Genomic DNA, 21742 nt, shown 5'->3' with positions numbered 1-21742 from the left:
GAGTCCCACCTGAGAGCCACTCAACTCCCTTGCCGGGGAACCGAGTCACGGTTGCGACCATGCGGACGACTCGGGTTGGATCAATGCCATGTCCTTACGTGCATCCCTGTTGACCCTGCGTGTCACCGCCGTCCTGCTGGCCGTCCTGGTGCTCCTCCAGGCGGCACTCGCCGGAGGCTTCCTCGGCGGCCACTACGACATGCTCGCCCTCCACGGAACAAGCGCACGCGTCCTGACGGTCACCGCCCTGCTGACCGCTGTCGCCGCCTACTTCGTGCGCCGCGCCGGAGGCCCCAAGGCGCCGCTGCCCCTCGCCGCCGTCCTGGTCGTCGCGTTCGTCGGTGAGATCGCCCTCGGGATCGGCCGCGCGGTCGCCCTCCACGTCCTGTTCGGGTCCGTCCTCACCGCGTGCGTGGCCCTCCTCACCCACCGGGCCCTCACCACCCCCCTGCCGGCCGCCTCCCCGGCCCTCGAACCCGCCTCCACCGCCACGCCCGCCACCGGCGGCGGCGACATCCCGGCCGGAGAGCCCGCTCCGGCCGCCCCGGCCGCCGCGGTGTCCGTCCACCGGGAGCCGGCCCGATGAAGCGCCGTACGCTCCTCACCGCGGGCGGGGCGGTCCTCGGTACGGGTGCCCTCACCGCGGCCGGCTGGCCCTTGCTGAGCGCGTACGCCCGCGAAGGACACCCCGGCCGGCTCCTGCGCAGCCGGACCGCGCTCCCGCCCGCCTACGCCACCGCGCTGCCGATCCCTCCGGTCCTGAGGCCCACAGGCACCACGGGCACCACCGACACGTACGAGATCACCGCGCGGCACGCCGATCTCAGCATCCTGCCGGGCCTGAAGACGCCGGCATGGACCTACAACGGCTCCTTCCCCGGACCCACGATCGTGTCCCGGTCAGGTCGCCGTACCGTCGTGCGCCACCGGAACGAACTCGACCTTCCCACGGTCGTCCACCTCCACGGCGGACACACCCCCGCCTCCAGCGACGGCTACCCGACCTCGCTGATCCTTCCCGCCGACGGCTCGTACACCGCCCACGACGTCCATCAGGAGATGGCCGCCATGGACGCGATGCACAGCGGCTCCGGAGGCGGCGGGGGCGGTCACGCCGCCGCCATGGACCTCGCGGACGGCACGCGCACGTACACCTATCCCTTCGACCAGCGCGCCGCGACGCTCTGGTACCACGACCACCGCATGGGCCACACCGGCGCCGCGGTCTGGAAGGGTCTCGCGGGGTTCCACCTCGTCCACGACGACGAGGAGGAACGGCTCCCCCTGCCCAAGGGCGACCGCGACATCCCGCTCATGATCACCGACCGGGCGTTCAACGAGGACGGCACCTTCCAGTACCCCGCCGTCGACCCCCGCCACCGCACCCCCGGCGTCACCACGGACTACATGAACGGCGTCCTCGGCGACGTCATCCTGGTCAACGGCGCCGCCTGGCCCGTCCACCCGACCCGGCGCCTCCGCTACCGCCTGCGCCTGCTGAACGCCTCCAACGCCCGTCCCTACCGCCTGTACCTCGATCCCCCGCCCCCCGGTGGCGACGCCTTCATCCAGATCGGCAGCGACGGCGGCCTCCTGGAGACACCCGTCACGCACGACACCCTCGACATCGCGCCCGCCGAACGCTACGACGTCGTCATCGACTTCTCCCGTTACGCGCCGGGCACCAAGGTCCAGTTGCGCAACGCGTACGCGACCGGCCCCACCGGCCACGTCATGCGCTTCGACCTCGGCCACGACGCCCCCCGCGACACCACCGGCGTGCCGGCCAGGCTCAGCACCATCCCCCGCCTCGACCCCGCCAAGGCGGTCGTCACCCGGGACTTCCACCTCACCGGCAACGACACCGGCTGGACCATCAACGGCCGCCCCTACATCCCCGGCTACGACTTCGCCCAGCCCAAGCTGGGAACCACCGAGATCTGGCGCTTCACCACCAACTTCCACCACCCGCTCCACGTCCACCTCAACCACTTCCAGATCCTCAGCCGCAACAACCAGCCCCCCGGGCCCCAGGACCACGGCCTCAAGGACACCATCGACCTCCGGCCCGCCCAAACGCTGGAAATCGCCACCCAGTTCACCCAGTACACCGGCACGTACATGCTCCACTGCCACAACCTCGAACACGAGGACATGGCCATGATGGGCGACTTCACCACCGAATGACCGAACCGCACCCGGCCTCACCCCGGCACGGCCCGCCCCGGCGCGACATCACGGGCGCGGGCCGACCGTCGTAGAGGAACGCGTACAGTACGGCGTGGCGCGGCGTGATCACCCTGGAGAAGCCGTGTCCGTCACCACCCGCCTCGAACACGCCACCGTCCCCGCCGACACCGGCGAGGTGACCCTCCTGATAGCCCGCCGGGTCGAACCCGGCCACGAAGCCGCCTTCGAAGCCTGGGCGAGAGGCATCCTCGAAACCGCCGCGGCCTTCCCCGGTCACCTCGGGTACGGCCTCTTCCGTTCCTCCGGCGGCGAGGCACCCTGGTTCCTCGTCCACCGCTTCAGGAACGCGGCGGCGTGCCAGGCCTGGCAGGAGTCACCCGAGCGAGCGTCCTGGTTCGCCGACTGCCGAGGACACCACCACATCGAGATAGCCCGCCGCACCCTGACCGGCATGGAAACGTGGTTCGCGAAGCCGGGTTCGACCCGGCCCGCGCCACCCCGCTGGAAGATGGCGATCAGCGCGACCCTCGCGATCTACCCCCTCGCCCTCCTCGCCGGCTTCCTCCTCACACCGCACCTCACCGCTCTCCCGCTGGTGCTCAGCACGGCGATCACCGCCGCCGTCCTCAACCTCCTCATGACGTACGTCGCCATGCCGTCCGTCAGCAGGATCCTCCGCGACTGGCTGACGTCTTAGAGGTCGTCTCTCGTGACAGGGACGGTGCAGTCCGCACGGGTGGGCCGTCGGGAGCGACGGCCCACCGGCGCTTCACCGCGTTCTGGACCCGTCTCGGCAATCGGGCGGGTTCCAGTCCGGCAGCCTGACGAAGGATCCCGGCTACGTGTCCGTGCGGGTCCAGAACTGACGCGGCGTGAACCCCTCGCGCCGCAGCCAGTGCTCGGTATAGACGATCCGCTCGGCCTCGATGACGACCAGCGGCCCCGTCGGCGACTCGTCGAGAGAACGCGACCGTTCGACGTGGTCGGACTGCCAGCGGAAGGCCGGCCAGTAGTGCCCGAAATCAGCGTCGTCTTCGGACAGCACACGAGCCCGACCGAAGAGCTGGGCACCTCGGCTGCTGGCCTGCCCGACCAGCGGAGCGAAGATCCCCACAGACACCCGGGGATCCGAGGCGAGATTCCTCATCTTCGGCGAACCAGCAGCCGTGGAGAACATCACCGCGAAGTCGAGATGGAAATACCGCACAGGCGTCGCGAGCGGCCCCTCCGGTCCTGCCGTCGCGATCACGCACATGTTCTGCGACGACAGCAGATTGAGTATGCGCTCTTCCAGCCGCTCGCGGTCGAGTCGCTGCTTCGGAATCGGGCCGGCCAGCCACGGATTGGTCACAGGCATGATCAAGTATCCCACGCCCTGCCCCGGAGCTCTCCCGCCCGGGCGGCCACGCCCGTCGACAGTGCCGTCAAAACTCGGTTCCGGCACAGACCTTGGAGAGCGGTCGCGGAGTGTTTCGGGGCATGAGATGGGTCATTCCGCGGGGCGGCGGTAGGGGGCACCGCCTCGGGCCTGTGACTGTCAAGCAGGGTCACACCCACGTGTGGTTGTCGTCCGTGACGGTCGCCGGGGCGGCGTCGCCGACGGTGGCGCGGGGGTCGTGGAGGGCGGCGAGGGCGGGGCCGACGGGCGGGAAGATCGGCAGGTCCGCCGTCCTGCGGTGGTCGACCCACTCGATGGCCCCCACTTCGTGGCTCCCGTCGGGGAGTTCCTCCAGCTCCCGCTCGGCGAGCGTGGCGCGGACGTCGGGGGTGATGTGGAAGCGGTAGATCAGGTGGAGCCTGCGCGGGGGCGGGGGTGGGGCCGGGGCGGGTGACGCGCTGGTCGACGACCCACAGCAGGTCTCCGCCCTCGGCCAGGGAGGTGTCGAGGCCGAGCTCTTCGGCCGGTTCGCGGGAGTCGTGGCGGGTGTCGTGGGCGTGATGGGAGACCTGGGCTCCGCGGGAGTCGTGGGCGTCACGCTCGTCAGTATCCCGGCCGCCCCGTCTCGATGCCCTGTTCCCTCGCGGGTGGCGTCGGCGGTGGGTTCTGCCGATTCCTGCCTGTGGTTCTGCCTGGAGCCGCCGTCGGGCCGCTGCTTGGCTGTTCCTCGCGGGTGGGAACCCGGCGGTCGTGTTCCGGGTAGGTGCAGCGTCCTGTCCCCGCCCGTCGCAACCCCGGAGTCACTTCCCTGAGCGGAGAGAAATTGAGCGTGGTGTTCACAACCGCCTCCGTGCCGGACCAGGACAAGGTCGCGTTCTGGAACGACGCGGTGAGCAGGACGCTGGTGCCGATGGAGGTCGCCCCGCGGGGTGACGGGCCGTTCGACGGGCGGATCTCCGCCGATCGTCTCGGGTACCTCCAGGTCTCGACCGTGGAGGCCGACGCGAAGCGCGTCAGTCGGACGCCGGCGCTCATCGCCAGGTGTTCCGAGGCGCTGGTGGCGGTCGGCGTCCAGGTGGCCGGCACGGCCACGTTCGTACAGGACGGGAGGCGGGCCGAGGTGCGTGAGGGTGACCTCGTGGTGTACGACACGACGCGGCCGTACTCCTTCGACTATCCACGGCGGTTCGCCACGCACGTCTTCCAGCTTCCCCGCCGGACGCTCGGCGTGCCGGACGGCGACATCCGGCAGGTCACCGGCAGTGCCATCGGCACCGGGGACGGCTTCGGCGCGATGCTGCTGCCGTTCCTGGCCACCCTGGCCTCCTCCCCCGCCGCCGGCTACCCGCCCACCGTCGCGGACCGGCTGGCCGGCAACGTCGTCGAGCTGTTCGCCACGCTGATCGCCGAGCGGGCCCACCCGGGCGGCACGGACGCGGACGCGCCCAGCCATCTGGTGCGGCGCGTACGGGACCACATCAACCGGAACCTGGGCGACCCCGATCTGTCGCCGGAGCGCATCGCCCGCGCCCAGCGGATCTCCGTCCGCTACCTGCACCGCTTGTTCGAGGGCGAGGGGATCACGGTCGGGCAGCTCATCCGGCAACGCCGCCTGGAGGAGTGCGGTCGCGAACTGGCCCGGCGCGGCCGGACGGCCCCGACGGTGTCCGCCGTGGCCCAGAGGTGGGGCTTCGGCAGCCCGGCCCACTTCAGCCGGTCCTTCCGCGCCGCCTACGGCGTCTCTCCCCGTGAGTGGCGCGACGCGCGTGCCGCCGCCGCCCAGGGGTGAGTTCCCGTGCCCGCGGGGGCGCATGCGTCCGCGGGCGGCCCGTACGCCGTACCGCCCTTCCGCTTCGGCCCGTCTCGGCAGGAGACCGTGTGTGACCGGCTTCGTCCCTTCGTCCCCCCGCCCCGTCCTGGACCACCCCACGCGGCTCTTCCTGTCCCGGTACTCCTGCCCGCCGTCCACCCATCCGCGGTCCGCGCACGTCCACGACCTGGAGCAGGCCCGTCTCGGTCTCGCGGTCCTCCAGGGCGCCGGCACCTCCGACCCGCGGGACGAGGATGCCGTCACCACCGAGTGGTTCGCCGTTCCGGGCGGGCCGACCGGGCACGTACGCGTGCAGGTGGTCAGGCCGGCCGACAGCGTCGGCGAGGTTCCCGTCGTGCTGTTCCTGCACGGTCTCGGCTGGGTTCTCGGCGACGCGGGGACCCATCGGCGCCTGGTGCGCGCGTTCGCCCTCGGCACGGACGCGGCCGTGGTCTTCGTCGAGTACGAGCGTGCCCCCGAGGCGCGCTATCCGGTCGCCGTCGAGCAGTGCTACGCCGTCGCGAGGTGGGTGGGCGAGCGCGGTGGCGAGATCGGTCTGGACGCGAGCCGGATGGCCGTCGTGGGCGACTCGGCCGGGGGCAACCTGGTGGCGGCGCTGACCCTGCTCGCCAAGGAACGCGGCGGGGTGCGCCTGCTCCAGCAGGTGCTGATCTGCCCGGTCACCGACGCCGGTTTCGACACGCCCTCGTACCGCGAGTTCGCCGACGGCTACTTCCTCGGCCGCGAGACGATGCGCTGGTTCTGGGACCAGTACCTGCCCGACGTACGGCAGCGGGGCCAGGCGACCGCCTGCCCGCTGCGGGCGTCCCTGGAGCAGCTCGCCGGGCTCCCCCCGGCGCTGGTCGTCACGAGCGAGGCCGACGTGGTGCGGGACGAGGGCGAGGCGTACGCGGCGAAGCTCCGTGCGGCCGGGGTGCCGGTGGTGTCCCTGCGCTACCAGGGGACGATCCACGGGTTCATGGTCCTCGACCGGCTCCGCGACACGGATTCCGCGCGCGCCGCCCTCGTCCAGGTCCTCGACAGCGTGCACGTGGCCCTGCACCGGCATCGCGGCTGAGCCGCCACGGCTTCATGCCGCCGCCAGTCCGCCGACGCGCGTGTCCAGGAGTCTCCGGGCCGCCTTGAGCTCCTTGTCGTCGGCCGCGTCTCCCAGGGCGAGGACCTGGTGGAGGACGTAGCGGGCTTCCTCCGTCTCGCCGAGTTCGATCAGGGCCTCTCCGAGGTGCAGCAGTTGTTCGGCCTCGCGGTGGACGATGCCGATGCGGTTCGACTGGGTCTGGGCGCTGCGCAGGTGGTCGGCGGCCTCGCGCCACCGTCCCAGTGCGGCGTAGTCGAGGCCGAGAGCCTGCGTCGAGGTGGCGCGGAAGATGGCGACGAGATGCGCGCTGAGCGGGCAGTCGGGCGCGTCGAGGAAGGCGATGACGCGCCGGTGGAGGGTGAGGGCTTCCTCGGCCCGGCCGAGGAGGCGCAGGGCGCTCCCGTACAGGCGCATGGCCTGGGGCCACGCCTCGTAGTGGCCCGCCGCTTCCGACAGTTCGACGGCGGCGAGGGAGCGGTCGGCGAGCCGGGGGGCGTCGCCGAGCTGCCGGTACCCGCTCGCCGCGTGCACCAGGGCCGAGACCTGCTGGTGGACGTCCTGTGCGCGGCGGGCGTGTCCCAGCGCCTCGTCGGCCCGTTCGATGGCCTCGCGGTAGCGCTGGTCGCAGGTGTTCAACGCCCAGGAGAGGCAGTTGAGGTGGAAGGCCCGCATGTACGGGTCGTCGAGCGCGGCCGCGGCCTCGGCCCCCAGGCGGAAGACCTCGGTCCAGTGCCCCCCGTGCACCCACAGGTCGCAGAACCAGTCCATGGCGTGGGTGGTCTCCACGGTCCGGGCGTGCTCGCCCCGGTGGGCGGCGGCGCGCAGCGCGGCGAGCCAGGAGGGGGCTTCGCTCTGGAGCCAGTCACGGGCCTCCTCCGCGCTCTCCAGCGGGACCAGGCCCCGCCAGGAACGCGGCGGCGCCCCGTACCCGGGCTTGTACCAGCGGCCGGCGACCGCGGCCGTCTCCAGGAGCCAGGTGCGCAGGCGGTCGTCCGCCGCTGCCCGCTCCCCCGCCGACTCCTCGCGGGACAGCCGGTGGCGGCCGAACAGACGGAGCAGGTCGTGGAGTTGGTACCGCCCGGTGAAGGTGGCCTGGAGCAGGCCCGCCTCGACGAGCTCCTCCATCACGTCCTCGGCCTCGAAGACGCCGGTCGCGGTGAGCGCGGCACCGTGGGCGGCGGTCATGTCCGGTCCGGGAACCAGGCTGAGGAGCCGCAGCATCCGCGCGGCCTGGCCGGTCAGCTGACGGTAGGACAGTTCGAAGGCGGCCTCGACCCGTACGTCGCCGGCGGCGAGCGCGCCGAGCCGGCGTTCCTCGTCGGCCAGGCGTCGGACGAGGTGGTCGACGGTCCATCCGGAGCGGACGGTCAGCCAGTTGCCCGCCACGCGCAGGGCCAGGGGCAGTCGTCCGCACAGCTCCGCCACGCGCGCCACCGCGTCGGCCTCCGCGTCCGCCCGCCGCGCGCCGAGGATCCGCCGCAGCAGCTCGACGGCCTCGTCCCGCGCCATCTCCGTCAGCGCGAGGCGGTCGACGTCCTCGAGCCCGGTCAGGGGTCGCCGGCTGGTGACCAGGACGAGACTCCGCCCGCCGGCGGGCAGCAGCGCACGGACCTGGCGCTCGTCGCGGGCGTTGTCCAGCACGACCAGGCACCGGCGGTCGCCCAGCAGCGCCCGCAGCAGCCCGGCGCGGCCCCGCGGGTCCTCCTGCGCCAGCCGGCGGTCCGAGACCCCGAGGGCCTTCAGCAGTTTCAGCAGTGCCTCGTCGGTGTCGACCGGACCGTCCACGCCGTGCAGGTCGACCACGAAGCAGCCGTCGGGGAACCCGTCCGCGAGATCGGCCGCCGCCTTCAGCGCCAGCGTCGTCTTGCCGCACCCCGGGGGGCCGGAGACGACCCACACCGACGACTCGCCGCCGCCGGTGCGGGACCGCTCGGCGGCCCCCCGGAGGACGGCGAGCTCCGGCTCCCGGCCCGTGAAGTCCCCCACCGAGCGCGGGGGGACGACCGTTCCGGCCGCCGCGACCGCGCGCGTCGGACGGGCCGCCCGTGCCGTGCTCAGGAGCGCCTCGCGCTCCTCGTCCGTGAGTCCGAGCCCCTCCGCGAGCGCCACCACCGTGCGCCGCTGCGGCACCAGGCTGCGTCCCCGTTCCATGTCGCCGATGGCCCGGACGCTCACTCCCGACGCCTCGGCCAGCTCCTCCATGGTCAGCCGGCCGCGCTGCCGCAGGCCGCGCAGCACGGTGGCGAAGGACTGCTTCCCGTACACGGCTCTCCTTTCCTGTCGGGCACGACGGAGCCCGCGCGTCTCAGCGCGGTCGCTCGTCCTGGGTGTGCGCGGTCATCGGCGCGAAGGCCGAGGTCGCCAGGGCCTGCCAGGCGCTGGGGCTCATGCCGTAGGCGCCGCGGAAGGTGCGGCTGAAGTGCGAGGGGCTGCTGAAGCCCCAGCGGTGGGCCATCGCGGCCATGGTGGTTCTGCGGGTGGAGCGGCCCAGTTCGAACCGGCAGGACGCGAGCCTGCGCTGCCGTATCCACCGGCTCACCGTGCTGCCGTCGTTCTGGAACAGCTTCTGCAGGTACCGGACGGAGATGTGGTGGGCGCGTGCGATGGACTCCGGCGAGAGATCGGGGTCGGTCAGGTGCTCCTCGATGTGGGCGTGGACGCGGGCGAGGATCTCGTCGCCGGCCCCGGACGCCCCGTCGGCGTGCTCCGCCGTGTCCGCCGTCTCCGCTTCGAGGAGCTCCACGACCAGGACGGAGAGGAGGTGGACGGCCGTGCGGGCGTGCCGGTCCCCGATCGGGGGGCGGCGGGACTCCGCGTTGGCGGCGAGCGCGGTCAGGAAGCAGGACGCCAGCGCCCCGATGCCCTCCCCGCCGCGTACGGGGACGCCGAGCACCCGGTCCAGCTCCGGTTCGGCGACGCCCAGGTAGCAGCGGGGCACCCGGAAGAAGATCATCCGGCCGTCCTCGCCGAACCGCAGCAGGTGCCGGCGGGCGGGGGCGCAGAAGACCAGGTCGTTCGGCTCCAGGAGGGTCCCTGCGCGCTCACGGCCGACGGTGACGGTCCCTCGGACGTGGACACCGAGGTAGACGTGGTTGCCGTCGTCCGTGTCCGGCAGCTCGGAGACCATCCGGACCAGCCATGTGGAGGGGGAGGGAGGCGCGGTGGGCGCGGGGGTCCGCCGGGGTTCCTGTCCGGGTGCCCGGGAGATCAGTGTGGGGGGCATGGTGGTTCCTTGCCGTAGGTTCGTGCGGGCGGAGGGCCGGCTCGGGCCCCGCTCGCTGCTGCCTCACGGTCACGCGTGGTTCCTCTCCCGGTCGGGGGTCCGCGGGCTTCTCCTTCTCGCGGCTCCAGACCAGTCTGAGGAAACGACGACGTCGGCACATCGCACGAATCGTGCATTGCCCTGATGCCCACGGGGGATACGAAGCGACTACTCTCCGCAGTCGCGCTGCCTGACCAGCCTGGTCAGCTCCGCGCGCGAGGTGACATCCACCTTGGTGAAGGCCCGGCGCAGGTGCGAGCCCACCGTGTGCGGGGAGAGGGAGAGCTCCTCGGCCGCCTGTCGGTTCGTCAGCCCTCGGGCGACGAGCCGGACGACACGGGTCTCCGCGGCCGTCAGCTCGGGCCAGGCGTGGTCGGCTCCGGCCGGTGCGGGCCGCTTGCGGACTCCGGCCGCCCGCAGGCGGCGGCGCACCCGGGCGACGTCCCGTTCGGCGCCCGCGCGCTCCCAGAGTGCGAGGCCGGTCTCGAAGTACGGCACCGCTTCGGACCTGCGGGTGGCCGCCAGCCTGCGTCCGGCGTCCTCCAGCGCCGACGCCCGGGCCAGCACCCTGGGGCTGTCCTCGAAGAGCCGGACGGCGCGTACGAGAAGGGTCAGGTCGTTGTCGAGGAGCCCGCGGGCGTGGGCGGCCGTGGCGGCGAGGAAAGGGAAGCCGGGGTTGAGCGCGGCGCGCCGCTCGGCCTGGGCGACCGTCTGCGCGGCCCGCTCGAACGCGCCCGCCCGCAGCGCCAGGCGGACGAGCACCGGGGCGTCGGCGGGGTCGACCAGACCGGCGTACGCGGGCCTGGCCTCGGCGGGCGACGTCATCACCCCGTCGAGTTCGGCCATGGCACGGTCGGGGCTGCCGTCGAAGTCGGCCGTCAGCGCCAGCATCCACGAGCCGAAGTGCCGGACGACGGGCGCCTCGTCGTCCCGCATGCGCCGCGCCTCCGCCGCGTACGTCCGCACGGCCGCCCGGTCGCCGGTGTGGAGGGCGACGCGCAGCATCACGTACCGGAGCGTCACGTCGGCGAGGTTGCCCGGTCCGGGGTCGTCGGGCGCGGTCGCCGCTTCGCAGTCGGTACGGGCTTCCGCCAGACGTCCGGCTTCCAGCAGGACGCGGGAGCGGGTCATGCGCCACATGCGGGTGGCGGCCGTCCGGCCCTGCTCGCCGGTGATCCGGATGCCCTCCTCGGCGACGGCGAGCGCCTCGGCGGTGCGTCCCGTGGTGTTCGAGAGCAGGGCGTGCCACAAGGCCTCGGGGACCCAGAGCGAGGTGCTCACGCCCAGGGCGTCGGCGAGCGCGGCGGACCGTTCGGCCTGCCGGAAGGCCTCGGTCAGGGCCATGCGGTGGAAGCTCACCGCGGAGCGGACGGTCGTCAGGGTTGCCTCGGCGCCGCGGTCGCCCGTGGCCGCGGCGGTCTCCCAGGCCTGCTCGGCGACCTGTTCGGCCACCGCGTGCTCGCCGGACATCGACAGGCCGACGGCGAGCATGGCGAGCAGCCGTCCGCGCACGGTGGCGGAGATCCCGGGCAGTGCCGCGCCGGCGCGGGCCTGGGCGACCGCCTCGGAGAAGTCGAAGGGTACGGAGAGGCGTGCCAGGGCGAGGCGGACGAGCGCCTCGCCCTCGGATCCGAGACCGCCGGCGGCGAGGGCGGCGGTGCCCAGATCACGCGCCTGGGCGGCCCGGCCCGTCTGCCAGAGCAGCGGGATCGTCTCGGCGAGGAGCGCCGGCCGCTCCGGCGCGGCCGCGCCGACGAGTTCCAGGGCCTTGAGGCCGCGCTCCGCGGCGTCCGCGGGCGCGGTGGGCGCGAGTTCCGCCGCTTCGGTGCGCAGCCGGGCCGCCTCGGTGGCGTCGGCGTCGGCGTTCGGGTGGGGGGCGGCGGCATCGGCGGGTGTCCCCGGCGCCGGTCCGGCGACCTCGCGGCGCGGAGCCTGACGTGGGAGCGGGAGGAGGCCGGCCTGCACCGACTCGCGGACCAGGTCGTGGCGGAAGGCGAGGTGGTCGCCGCTCTCGGCGAGCAGGTCGGCGTCCAGGGCTTCCCGCAGGGCGGTGATGAGCCCCGCTGGCGAGCTGCCGAGCAGGTCGGCGAGGCGCGCCACGGTGACGGTGCCGCCCGCGGCCGCCGCCGCCCGCACCAGCTCCCGTGCGTCGCCGGACAGCTGGTCGAGGCGGCGCGCGACGGACGGGAGCTGCCGTGGGGCGGGAGGTCCGGCGGGCAGCCCGGCCGTGCCGTTCCCGATCGTCACCGCCTCCTCGCGCAGTCGGCCGAGCAGCTCGACCAGCAGCTGGGGCACCCCCTCGGCGCGGCGGGCGAGGCGCAGGACGTCAGGGTCGGGTGCGGCGCCGAGGACGTCCTCGGCGATCCGGGCGACCGCGCCGTCGTCCAGGGGGTCCAGGACCAGCTCGCGAGCGCCCGCCGTACGGATCCGGTCCAGGGTGGTGCGCACTCCCGGCGGCACGGTGCCGCCGCGCACGGCGACGAGCCACAGGACCGGGTGCGAGGAGAGTGCGGCCGCGAGGGTGCGGAAGGTGAGGAGGGTCAGGTCGTCGCACCACTGGAGGTCGTCGAGGACGACGAGCAGGGGCGCCTTCCCGGCCGCCTCCCGCAGGCGGTCCCCCAACTCCTGGAGCAGCCAGAACCGCTGGCCGGGTGCCGCGGCGAGGTCCCGGAGGCGCCGGCCGGACGCGAGCGGATCGCCTCCGGTGAGTACGGCTTCCAGGAGCGGGCCGAGGGGTACGAGGGGTATGCCAGGGACGGGAGGTGCCTCAGATGCAGGAGTCACCTGAGGTACAGGAGACACTTGAGGTACAGGAGTTTCCGGCGGCAGGGACGCTCCGGACGTGACGCCGGGCGTGGCCGCCCCCTCGAACACCCGGACGCCACGCCGTCTCGCGGCCGTCGCGGCCTCGGCGAGGAGCCTGGACCTGCCGATCCCGGCGGGGCCCTCGACGCGGACGATCCCGCCCTCGCCCCGGACCAGCGCGTCGAGCCGCCCCTCGACGAACGCCAGTTCGGCGTCCCTGCCCCGGAGGGGTGCCCCCACGCCGCCGGGCCCCTCGGGCACGGTCCCTGTCGTCACTCGGTTCACGCTCATACGGCGGAACAGTATGAACCACGCGAACCGCCCGGCGTCACCCGCCGCCGAGGTCAGGGGCAGACCCCGTCTCAGTCGAAGCGCAGGTCGGCCAGTTGGCGTTCCAGGGCGGTGACGTCGTCCTCGGGCTCCGCGGCCGCCGGGCGCGCCGCCATGAGCGCGGCGAGCTCGGCTCCCGCACGGCGGACGCGGCCGGGCAGGCCGTCGGTGTACGCGTCGCCGCCCGAGCCCCAGTCCTCGGAGGCCGCGAACACGGCGGTGGGGACGACGACGGCGCGGAGGTAGGCGAAGAGGGGGCGGACGGCGTGCTCCAGGACCAGGGAATGGCGGGCCGTACCGCCCGTCGCGGCGGTCAGGACCGGCTTGCCGGTGAGGGAGTCGGGGTCGATCACGTCGAAGAACGACTTGAAGAGTCCGCTGTAGGAGGCCGCGAACACGGGCGTCACCACGATCAGGCCGTCGGCCGACGTCACCGCCTCGATCGCGGCGCTCAGGCGCGGGGGCGGGAACCCGGTCACGAGGTGGTTGGCGAGGTGCCCGGCCAGTTCGCGCAGCTCGACGACCTCCGTCGCGACCTCGCGTCCGGCGGCCGCGAGTTCGTCGCGCGCCGACTCGGCGAGCCGGTCCGCGAGCAGGCGGGTGGAGGAGGGGGTGCTCAGCCCGGCGGAGACCACGGTCAGCCTCATGCGGCGGACACCTCCCCGACGGCGCGGAGCGAGGCGTGCGTGGGGGCGTCCGGCACGTCGGCCGGGCGCGCCAGGGCCATCTCCTTCCGCAGCACGGGGACGACCTCCTCGCCGAGGAGGTCGAGCTGTTCGAGGACGGTCTTCAGGGGCAGTCCGGCGTGGTCCATCAGGAACAGCTGGCGCTGGTAGTCGCCGACGGTCTCGCGGAACGACAGGGTCCGCTCGATGACCTGCTGGGGCGAGCCCACGGTCAGCGGCGTCTGCTCGGTGAAGTCCTCGAGCGACGGCCCGTGGCCGTACACCGGCGCGTTGTCGAAGTAGGGCCGGAACTCCCGCACGGCGTCCTGGGAGTTCTTCCGCATGAAGACCTGCCCGCCGAGGCCGACGACCGCCTGCTCGGGGGTGCCGTGGCCGTGGTGCGCGAACCGCCGCCGGTACAGCTGGACCATGCGCCTGGTGTGGTCGGCGGGCCAGAAGATGTTGTTGTGGAAGAAGCCGTCGCCGTAGAAGGCGGCCTGCTCCGCGATCTCCGGGGACCTGATGGAGCCGTGCCAGACGAACGGCGGAACGCCGTCCAGGGGCCGCGGTGTCGAGGTGAAGGCCTGGAGCGGCGTGCGGAACGTGCCCTCCCAGTCCACGACGTCCTCGCGCCACAGCCGGCGCAGCAGCGCGTAGTTCTCCTTGGCCAGGTTGATGCCCTGGCGGATGTCCTGACCGAACCACGGGTACACCGGACCGGTGTTGCCGCGCCCCAGCATGAGGTCGACCCGGCCGTCGGCCAGGTGCTGGAGCATGGCGTAGTCCTCGGCGATCTTCACCGGGTCGTTGGTGGTGATCAGGGTCGTGGACGTGGACAGGATCAGTCTCTCGGTGCGGGCCGCGATGTAGCCGAGCATGGTCGTCGGTGACGAGGGCACGAACGGCGGGTTGTGGTGCTCGCCCGTCGCGAAGACGTCGAGCCCGACCTCCTCGGCCTTGAGCGCGATGGCGACCATCGCCCTGATGCGCTCGCGTTCGGTCGGCGTGTGCGCGGTGGTGGGGTCGGGGGTGACGTCCCCGACGGTGAAGATGCCGAACTGCATGGGGTGTGCGCTCTCCTGAGCTCGTCCGGTTCCCGCACCCGGGGAACCGGGGGGCCGGGGTGGAGCCGGGGTCTCCGGCGCCGCCCCGGCGGGTCGACGGTGTTTCAGCGGTGGGTCGCCGGCGGTGCGCCGGGGATCGGCGTCACTTCGCCAGGAAGGCGAGGAGGGCCGCGTTGACCTCCTCGGCGTGGGTCCACAGCAGGCCGTGCGGGGCGCCTTCGATCTCGACGTAGTCCGCCGCCGGCAGCGCCTTGTGGAAGGGGCGCGCGGTGCCCTCGGCCGGGAGGATGCGGTCGGCGGTGCCGTGCAGGATCAGCGCCGGCACGTCGACGGCGGGGATGTCGGCGCGGAAGTCGGTGTACCAGGTGGCCGGCGCGGCGGAGGCGGCGAAGGAGCCGCCGCGGGCGGCGGTGTCCCAGCTGTTGCGGAGGGCTTCCTCGCTGATGCGGGTGCCCAGGTTCTCGTCGAGGTTGTAGAAGTCGTGGAAGAAGGCCGTGTAGTAGGCGTAGCGGTCGGCCTTGACGGCGGCGACGACACCGTCGAAGAACTCCTTCGGGGCGACGCCGTCCGGGTTGTCGTCGCTCTTGAGCAGGCAGGGCTCCAGGGAGGCCAGGAAGGCGACCTTGGCGACGCGGCCGGAGCCGTACGAGGCGACGTAGCGGGCGACCTCGCCGGTGCCCATGGAGAAGCCGACGAGGACGGCGTTCCGCAGGTCGAGGGTCTCCATCACCGTGTTCAGGTCGTCGGCGAAGGTGTCGTAGTCGTAGCCGGTGGTCGGCTGCGAGGAGCGCCCGAAGCCGCGGCGGTCGTACGTGATCACGCGGTAGCCGGCGGAGAGGAGCGCGGCGGTCTGGCGCTCCCAGGAGTGGCCGTCGAGCGGGAAGCCGTGGATGAGGACGACGGGCTGCCCGGCGCCCTGGTCCTCGTAGTACAGCTCGACGGGGTTGGTGTTCTCCTGGCCCACGGTGATGTACGGCATGGTGGCTTCCTCGCTTCGGGTTGACGGCTCCGCGCGTCGGAGCGGCGCGGTGTGCCCGTCACGCTAGAACCGGTTCCGCGCCCTCTTTTGCCGTACCGCGCACCGCCCCTTGCACGGGCGCGCAGGGCTCGCTCACGCGTCGGCGGCCGTCGCGGTCTCGTCCTCCGCGAGGACGATCCGGGCCAGGTGGACGCGGGAACGCACCGCGAGCTTGCGGAAGATCGACGCCAGATGGGTGTTGACCGTGTGCGGGGAGACGACGAGGGCCTCCGCGGCGGACCGGTTCGTGTGGCCGGCGGCGATCAGCCGGGCCACCTTCCGTTCGGACGCGGTGAGTGCCTCCCAGCCCTGGTCGGTACGGGGCCGGAGGCGGCGGGTGCGCCGGCCGGGGCCGCTGGTGGCCCGTTCCCGCTCGGTCCGGAGCTGCTCGGCCTCGGCGTCGGCCCCCGCCCGGGCGTAGAGGTCGTGCGCGCGGGTCAGGGCCGGTGGGGCGGCGGGGTCGCCGGCGGCGAGCAGGGCGCGGCCGAGGTCGGCGGACGCGGCGGCGAGGGCCAGCGGGCGGGGGCCGCGCCGGAGGATGTCCACCGCCCGCTCCAGGAGTGCGTGGTCGTCCGTCACCAGGGCGGACGCGTGGAGGGCCGTCCCCCGGGCGGTCGGCACGTCGGGGTTGCGGGCGGCGTGTGCGGCGGCCTGGGCGGCGAGGTCCTCGGCAAGCTTCCGGTCGCCGCCGCGCAGGGCGATCCGCACGGCCTGGACGAGGTGCGGGCGCAGGAGCCGCCACCGCAGGAAGGGGTGGTCGCGCTGCGCCGACCGGAGGTGTTCGGCCGCCGCCGCGTGGTCGCCGTCGGCGTCGGCGACGGCGGCCTCCAGGTACCGGTGCGTGGCGTGGTTGCCCGTGTTCGGCCGGTCGGCGACGGCCGACCGCACCACGTCCAGGTGTTCCGCCGCGGCCTCGCGGTCGCCGCGCGACAGGGCGAGGAGACCTCGGTTGACGCGGATGTTGACCAGGTTGCCGGGCACCTGGAGGTCCGCTTCGAGACGCTCGGCGGTGACGAAGTCGGTGTCCGCGTCGTCGAGCCGCCCGAGCGCCAGGTTCAGGGTGCCCTGGGCCCACAGGAGCATGGCGGGACGCGGGGGTTCGTCGCCGGCCGCCCGGAGCAGGCGCCGTACCGCGTCGACGTCGTCCGCGTGGACCAGGGCGACGGCCTCCTCCGGCAGGAACGCCGCGTCGAACACGCTCAGCGCCGTGTGGTGGGCGACGGCGGCGGCGCAGTCGCCCGCGTTGAGGGCGATCTCGCCCAGGCCCCAGAGCGCGAGGACGCGGGCCTCGCGGTCGCCGGCCCGCTCGGCCTCGGCGAGGGCCCGTTCCGCGGTCTCCCGGGCGGCCCCGAGGTCGTTGCCCCGGGACCGGGCCAGTGCCAGCCGGGCGGTCAGCCGGGCTCGGATCACCGGGTCGGTGACGGCGGCCAGCGCCGTCGTGGTGCGGCGGGTCAGCTCGTGGACGTCGTCGAGGTGCCAGAGCGCGTCGCCGAGGACGCACTGCAGGCGGGCGAAGACGTCCATGGGCGGCCGGCGGGCGAGCAGCGCGTCGCCGGTGTCCCGTGCGCGGGTGTAGCGGCGGGCGCGGGTCAGCGCGACGACGGCCCGCTCCCCCGCCTCGTAGGCCAGGGGGGTGCGCGGCGGTACGAGTTCCAGGGCGCGTACGGCCAGGTCGGCGGCGAGGTCGGGCATCACGGCGAGCGCGTCGTCGGCGGCCCGGCCCAGCAGTCCGATCGCCTCCGTGTCGCCGGGCTCGGCGCTCTTCAGGAGGTGCGGGACGGCGTCGCCGGAGCTTCGGCCGGCCGCGACGAACCGGCCGGCGGCCTCCCGGTGCAGCGCCCGGCGTACGGAGGGGGCGAGGTCGGCGTACACCGCCTGGCGGAGCAGGTCGTGGCGGAACCGGAGGCGGTCGCCGTCGTCGTCGAGGAGGTCCGCGGCGAGCGCCTCGTCCACCTCGGTGCTCAGCGCGGAGGCGGGCCGGCCGCAGAGGGCCGCGGCGTCGGCGAGCGAGAACGCGCGGCCGAGGACCGAGCCGATCCGCAGGAAGTGCAGGGTGTCCGGCCGGAGGTCGGCCATGCGGCCGCGTACGCCGTGGACGAGCCGCTCGGGCGGTTCCGGTCCGTCCGCGCCCCCCTCGCGCCCTGTGCCCGCCGCGCCCGTCGCCGCGAGGGCCGCGAGCAGCTCGGTCGCGAGGAAGGGGTTGCCGCCGGTCCCGTCGAGGAGCTCCTCGACCCGCGCCGGCACGTGTCCGCCGAGGGTGTCGCGCGCCAGCTCGCTCAGGGCCGTGCCGGACAGCGGCCGCAGGGGCAGGGTCGTCGCCTGCGGCTCCTGCCCGTACGCCTCCGGGTTCTCCCTGCTGGTGAGGAGCCAGAGGACGGGAGAGCTGAGCAGGCGTGCCGGCAGGACGCCGAGGGCGAACCGGCTCAGCGGATCGGCCCATTGGACGTCGTCGACCGCGATCAGTACCGGTGTGCCCGTCGCGCGCTCCTCGATCAGCTGGGCCAGCCGCTCGACGAGCCAGATGCGCTGGTCGTGGTGGCCGGCGAGGTCCGCGAAGTCCGAGCCGGAGAGCAACGGCGGGTCGCCGTGCAGGAGGCCCGAGGCCAGGGAGGCGAGCGGCGCCAGTTCGTGCAGTTCCTCGGCACGGCCGTGGCTGACGACGAACCCGCGGGCCCGCGCGAAGGCGAGGGTCTCGCGCAGCAGCGAGGTCTTCCCGATCCCGGGCTCGCCGAGGAGCAGCGCGACCGCGCCCCCCTCGCCGTCGCGCACCTCCTCCACCAGCGCGCGCAGCCGCCCCAGTTCGGCTTCGCGCCCGCGGAAGCCGGGGCGGCTGAGCCCGGTCGCCCCGGTCCGGTCCCGGCTCATCCCTTGACCGACCCGGCGAGGAGGCCCCCGGCGAAGTGCCGCCGGAGGAGGAAGAAGACGAGCAGCGGGACGACGGCGGCCACGAAGGCTCCCGCGGTGAGCCGCTGCCAGTCGTTGCCGTAGGTCCCGGCCAGGTTGGCCAGTCGGACCGTCATCGGCGCGGTCTCGGCCGTTCCGCCCGACAGGGTGAGGGCCACGAGGAGGTCGTTCCACACCCAGACGAACTGGATGACGGCGAAACCCACCAGGGCCGGGCGGGCCAGCGGCAGCACGATCCTGACGAGCAGGGTCCCGTGTGACGCGCCGTCGACGCGGGCGGCCTCGATCACGTCCCGGGGCAGGCCCGCCAGGTGGTTGTGCAGGAGGAAGACCGCGAACGGCAGCGCGAAGGCCGTGTGGGCGAACCAGACCTGGGCGAACCTGGCGGGTCCGGTGAGGTCCCACGCGGGCAGGAACAGCCAGCCCCGGGAGAAGAGCCCGAGGAGCGGGACGAGCGCCATCTGGAGCGGCACGGCCTGGAGCGCGAAGACGCCGACGACCAGCGCGTCGCGCCCGCGGAAGTCGATCCAGGCCAGGGCGTACGCCGCGAAGAAGGCCAGGACGAGCGGGAAGAGCACCGAGGGGACGGTGATGACGACGGAGTTGACGAGGTGGTCGGCGAGCCGCCCCGGGCCGTTCCCTCCGCCGGACAGCACCTCGCCGTAGTTGTCGAGCGTGAAGCGCGGCGCCCCGAGCACGGTCCACCAGCCCGTCGTCTTGATGTCGTCCTCGGGGCGGAAGGAGGAGAGCAGGAGGCCGAGGGTCGGCGTCGTCCAGAGGAGGGCGATCACCACGGCGACCGCCGTGAGGGGACGGGAGGCCAGCCGCTCCCGGACGCCGTTCACCCGGTCCTCCGCCGCGCCCGGACCTGGTGGGCGACGAAGGGGGTGACGAGGAGGAAGAGGAGCACGGCGAGGGCGGCGCCCCGGCCCGTCTCCCCGTAGCGGAAGGCCTGGTCGTACATGGCGTGCGCGATGACGTCCGTGTCGAACTGCCCCCCGGTCATGGTCCTGACGACGTCGAAGGCCTTGAGGGTGCCGATCGCCTGCGCGAGGAGGACGACGAGCAGCGTGGGCCTGATCGACGGCACGGTGATCCGGCGGAGGATCTGCCCGGGGGACGCCCCGTCGAGCCGGGCGGCCTCGGTCAGCTCCGTGGGTACGGCCCTGATCGCGGCGGCCAGCAGGACGGCCGCGAAGCCGGTCTGCGTCCACACCGTCACGACGACGAGGAGCAGGACGTTCCAGGGGGACTCCACGAGCCACTGCCTCGGTTCGCCGCCGAACGCGACGACGAGCCGGTTCAGCAGTCCGATCTGGCCGGCCTCCGCGGGGCGGTAGGCGTAGACGAACTTCCAGACGACACCGGCGCCGACGAGGGAGATCGCCATCGGCGTCAGGACCAAGGCCAGCGCGAACGTCCTGAACCGCGACCGTGCGACGGCCGCCGCGTAGGCCAGACCGACCGCGGTGGACGTCAGCGGCACGAGGACGACCCACGTCAGGGTGTTGCGCAGGACGATCAGCGCCCCGGGGTCGGTGACCGTCCACACGTAGTTGTCGAGGCCCACCCACGCGTCTCCCCCGCTGTCGGTGAACGACAGCGCCAGGGTGCGCAGAGCGGGCAGGAGAAGGCCGATCGCGAGGAGGAGGAGCGCCGGGGCCAGCAGGATCAGGGCCGCGGCCCGCCGCCGTACCGGCCCCCGGTGCAGGGCGAGGAGGACCAGGGCGACGACAGCCGCGAAGGCGGCGAGGCCCTGGAGCAGGAACAGCGCCTTGGGCTGCTGGGCGACGGCGTCGAACGACATCATCGCCTCGGCCAGGACCGTTCGACGGAGGCGGCGAACTGCCGGGTGCTCGCGCCGCCGATCCAGTCGACGGCTCCCTTCCAGAAGGTCCCGGCGCCGACCGACGCCGGCATGAGGTCCGAGCCGTCGAACCTGAACTGGGTCCTGGGGTCCTGGAGCAGCTGGATGGAGAGCCTGTCGACGGGGTTGGCGGCGTCGGCCGGATCCACGCCCTTGTTCGCCGAGACGAACGGGCCCTTCTCCATCCGCGCTTCGGCGAAGTCGACGGAGGCGAGGTACTCCTGGAACGCCCGTACCTCGGGGCGGTCGGCGAACGCCGAGGCGAACACCCCACCGCCGAGGACGGGGCGGCTCGCCGGGTCCGCACCCGGCAGGAGGAAGGCGTAGACGTCCTTGTCGGGGCCGATCTCGGTGCCCTTCGGCCACATGTCGGCGTAGAACGAGGCCTGCCGGTGCATGGCGCAGTCGCCGGTCAGGACCGGGCCGCCGGCCTCCTGGAAGGAGATCGACGCCATCGACTTCGCGGGACCGAAACCGCCGTTGGCGTACCGGTCGTTCTTGAGCACGGACCCCACGGTGTCCATGGCCCCGATCACCCGCGGGTCGTCGAACGGGATCTCGTGGGCGACCCACTGGTCGTAGACGTCCGTGCCCTGCTGGCGCAGCAGGACGTCCTCGATCCAGTCCGTCACGGGCCAGCCGGTCGCCTCCGCCGACTCGACGCCCGCGCACCACGGTGTGACGCCCGACTCCGCGATCCTCTCGCTGAGGTCCATGAGTTCGGTCCACGTACGGGGAACGCTCAGGCCCCTGTCGCGGAAGAACGACGGCGAGTACCAGACGAACGACTTCACGTTCGCGACCAGCGGGGTGCCGTAGAGGGTGCCGTCCACGGTGCTGTAGCCGTTCCAGTCCGCCGACCACCCGCGCTCCGCGAGCGCGGCGACGCGGGGGCTCACGGGCTCCAGCCTCCCGGCGCGCGCGAAGCGTTCCATGAGGCCGGGCTGCGGGAAGAACGCCACGTCGGGTGCGGTGCCGCCGTCCACCCGGAGCTGGATCCGCGCCTCGAACTCCCCGTCGCCCTCGTACTGGACGTCGATCCCGGTGCAGGCGGCGAAGTCGGCCCACGTCTCCTCGAACAGGTCCGCCTCCCGGTCGCGGTTCTCCGCGTACACGGTGACCCGGGTGCCGGGGTGCTCGCCGTAGCGTGCGTACGGCGCGCAGTCCGCGGGGGTGTGCGACCGCGAGCCGTTCTCCTGCGGGGTGCCGCAGGCGGTGGCGGTGGCGGCGAGGGTGATGACGGCGAGCGCGAGCCTCGCGCCGAACCTCATGGGTGTGCTTCCTCCGATCGCCCGCCGCGCGTTCTCGGCGGGCGTTTCGGAAAGCTACCGGGTTCGAACGACTTAGACC

General features: G+C 73.5%; 17 protein-coding genes. 5 read left to right on the top strand and 12 right to left on the bottom strand.

Features of this window, described 5'->3' with window-relative positions; genetic code table 11:
* Window positions 1-88: 88 nt before the first annotated feature.
* The 3 genes from AB0G79_RS14465 (at window position 89) to AB0G79_RS14455 (ending at window position 2887) form a co-directional block, all read left to right on the top strand.
* Window positions 89-586, top strand: coding sequence for a hypothetical protein (locus tag AB0G79_RS14465; protein ID WP_360805654.1), 498 nt, complete (start codon window positions 89-91; stop codon window positions 584-586).
* Window positions 583-2187 (top strand): multicopper oxidase domain-containing protein, encoded by a 1605-nt coding sequence (locus AB0G79_RS14460; RefSeq protein WP_360805651.1) that lies wholly within the window; start codon window positions 583-585, stop codon window positions 2185-2187. Before AB0G79_RS14465 ends, AB0G79_RS14460 begins: the two co-directional genes overlap by 4 nt.
* 124 nt (window positions 2188-2311) lie before the next feature.
* On the top strand, window positions 2312-2887 hold the full coding sequence (locus AB0G79_RS14455) for an antibiotic biosynthesis monooxygenase (protein ID WP_360805648.1): 576 nt from the start codon (window positions 2312-2314) through the stop codon (window positions 2885-2887).
* Between the two features lie 141 nt (window positions 2888-3028).
* On the opposite strand, the gene AB0G79_RS14450 is transcribed toward AB0G79_RS14455, so the two are convergent.
* Together AB0G79_RS14450 and AB0G79_RS14445 are read right to left on the bottom strand one after the other, a co-directional pair.
* On the bottom strand, window positions 3029-3547 hold the full coding sequence (locus AB0G79_RS14450; RefSeq protein WP_360805645.1) for a pyridoxamine 5'-phosphate oxidase family protein: 519 nt from the start codon (window positions 3545-3547) through the stop codon (window positions 3029-3031).
* Window positions 3548-3737: 190 nt separating this feature from the next.
* Window positions 3738-4166 (bottom strand): hypothetical protein, encoded by a 429-nt coding sequence (locus AB0G79_RS14445; protein WP_360805642.1) that lies wholly within the window; start codon window positions 4164-4166, stop codon window positions 3738-3740.
* A gap of 231 nt (window positions 4167-4397) precedes the next feature.
* Between AB0G79_RS14445 and AB0G79_RS14440 the strand changes: the two genes are divergently transcribed.
* Both AB0G79_RS14440 and AB0G79_RS14435 read left to right on the top strand, forming a co-directional pair.
* Window positions 4398-5357 (top strand): helix-turn-helix domain-containing protein, encoded by a 960-nt coding sequence (locus AB0G79_RS14440; protein ID WP_360805639.1) that lies wholly within the window; start codon window positions 4398-4400, stop codon window positions 5355-5357.
* A 91-nt stretch (window positions 5358-5448) separates the two neighbouring features.
* Entirely contained in the window at window positions 5449-6456 is a 1008-nt protein-coding gene (locus tag AB0G79_RS14435; protein WP_360805636.1) for an alpha/beta hydrolase, read from the top strand.
* Window positions 6457-6468: 12 nt separating this feature from the next.
* Here AB0G79_RS14435 and AB0G79_RS14430 read toward each other — a convergent pair whose 3' ends face one another.
* From AB0G79_RS14430 to AB0G79_RS14385, 10 genes are all read right to left on the bottom strand, one after another.
* On the bottom strand, window positions 6469-8742 hold the full coding sequence (locus AB0G79_RS14430) for an NB-ARC domain-containing protein (RefSeq protein ID WP_360805633.1): 2274 nt from the start codon (window positions 8740-8742) through the stop codon (window positions 6469-6471).
* A 40-nt stretch (window positions 8743-8782) separates the two neighbouring features.
* The gene (locus tag AB0G79_RS14425; protein WP_360805630.1) at window positions 8783-9700 is read right to left on the bottom strand and encodes a helix-turn-helix domain-containing protein; all 918 of its coding nucleotides are present in this window, start codon (window positions 9698-9700) and stop codon (window positions 8783-8785) included.
* 207 nt (window positions 9701-9907) lie between these two features.
* Window positions 9908-12835 (bottom strand): AAA family ATPase, encoded by a 2928-nt coding sequence (locus AB0G79_RS14420; RefSeq protein ID WP_360805627.1) that lies wholly within the window; start codon window positions 12833-12835, stop codon window positions 9908-9910.
* Window positions 12836-12906: 71 nt separating this feature from the next.
* The gene (locus AB0G79_RS14415) at window positions 12907-13521 is read right to left on the bottom strand and encodes an FMN reductase (RefSeq protein ID WP_360805624.1); all 615 of its coding nucleotides are present in this window, start codon (window positions 13519-13521) and stop codon (window positions 12907-12909) included.
* Window positions 13518-14603, bottom strand: coding sequence for an LLM class flavin-dependent oxidoreductase (locus AB0G79_RS14410; protein WP_360805621.1), 1086 nt, complete (start codon window positions 14601-14603; stop codon window positions 13518-13520). Before AB0G79_RS14410 ends, AB0G79_RS14415 begins: the two co-directional genes overlap by 4 nt.
* A 142-nt stretch (window positions 14604-14745) precedes the next feature.
* On the bottom strand, window positions 14746-15582 hold the full coding sequence (locus tag AB0G79_RS14405) for an alpha/beta hydrolase (RefSeq protein WP_360805618.1): 837 nt from the start codon (window positions 15580-15582) through the stop codon (window positions 14746-14748).
* A 132-nt stretch (window positions 15583-15714) separates the two neighbouring features.
* A complete protein-coding gene (locus AB0G79_RS14400) occupies window positions 15715-18486 on the bottom strand; it encodes an AAA family ATPase (RefSeq protein WP_360805615.1) in 2772 nt (923 codons plus the stop codon).
* The gene (locus AB0G79_RS14395; RefSeq protein WP_360805612.1) at window positions 18483-19370 is read right to left on the bottom strand and encodes a carbohydrate ABC transporter permease; all 888 of its coding nucleotides are present in this window, start codon (window positions 19368-19370) and stop codon (window positions 18483-18485) included. The genes AB0G79_RS14400 and AB0G79_RS14395 overlap by 4 nt, the downstream gene beginning before the upstream one ends.
* The gene (locus AB0G79_RS14390; protein WP_360805609.1) at window positions 19367-20335 is read right to left on the bottom strand and encodes a sugar ABC transporter permease; all 969 of its coding nucleotides are present in this window, start codon (window positions 20333-20335) and stop codon (window positions 19367-19369) included. Before AB0G79_RS14390 ends, AB0G79_RS14395 begins: the two co-directional genes overlap by 4 nt.
* Complete coding sequence (locus AB0G79_RS14385) at window positions 20332-21663, bottom strand: extracellular solute-binding protein (protein WP_360805606.1); 1332 nt, start codon at window positions 21661-21663, stop codon at window positions 20332-20334. Before AB0G79_RS14385 ends, AB0G79_RS14390 begins: the two co-directional genes overlap by 4 nt.
* Window positions 21664-21742 lie beyond the last annotated feature (79 nt).

The organism is Streptomyces sp. NPDC020807, from assembly GCF_040641575.1.
Classification (GTDB): Bacteria; Actinomycetota; Actinomycetes; order Streptomycetales; family Streptomycetaceae; genus Streptomyces.
Note: the sequence above shows the minus strand (reverse complement) of the source record. Positions and strands in the feature narration are given on the sequence as shown.

Bases quoted from the DNA above. Each gene is read 5' to 3' on its own strand.
- AB0G79_RS14410 (WP_360805621.1), bottom strand. From the start codon at position 14,603: ATGCAGTTCGGCATCTTCACCGTCGGGGACGTCACCCCCGACCCCACC.
- AB0G79_RS14425 (WP_360805630.1), bottom strand. From the start codon at position 9,700: ATGCCCCCCACACTGATCTCCCGGGCACCCGGACAGGAACCCCGGCGG.
- AB0G79_RS14385 (WP_360805606.1), bottom strand. From the start codon at position 21,663: ATGAGGTTCGGCGCGAGGCTCGCGCTCGCCGTCATCACCCTCGCCGCC.
- AB0G79_RS14390 (WP_360805609.1), bottom strand. From the start codon at position 20,335: ATGATGTCGTTCGACGCCGTCGCCCAGCAGCCCAAGGCGCTGTTCCTG.
- AB0G79_RS14460 (WP_360805651.1), top strand. From the start codon at position 583: ATGAAGCGCCGTACGCTCCTCACCGCGGGCGGGGCGGTCCTCGGTACG.
- AB0G79_RS14405 (WP_360805618.1), bottom strand. From the start codon at position 15,582: ATGCCGTACATCACCGTGGGCCAGGAGAACACCAACCCCGTCGAGCTG.
- AB0G79_RS14465 (WP_360805654.1), top strand. From the start codon at position 89: ATGTCCTTACGTGCATCCCTGTTGACCCTGCGTGTCACCGCCGTCCTG.
- AB0G79_RS14400 (WP_360805615.1), bottom strand. From the start codon at position 18,486: ATGAGCCGGGACCGGACCGGGGCGACCGGGCTCAGCCGCCCCGGCTTC.
- AB0G79_RS14415 (WP_360805624.1), bottom strand. From the start codon at position 13,521: ATGAGGCTGACCGTGGTCTCCGCCGGGCTGAGCACCCCCTCCTCCACC.
- AB0G79_RS14420 (WP_360805627.1), bottom strand. From the start codon at position 12,835: ATGAGCGTGAACCGAGTGACGACAGGGACCGTGCCCGAGGGGCCCGGC.
- AB0G79_RS14450 (WP_360805645.1), bottom strand. From the start codon at position 3,547: ATGCCTGTGACCAATCCGTGGCTGGCCGGCCCGATTCCGAAGCAGCGA.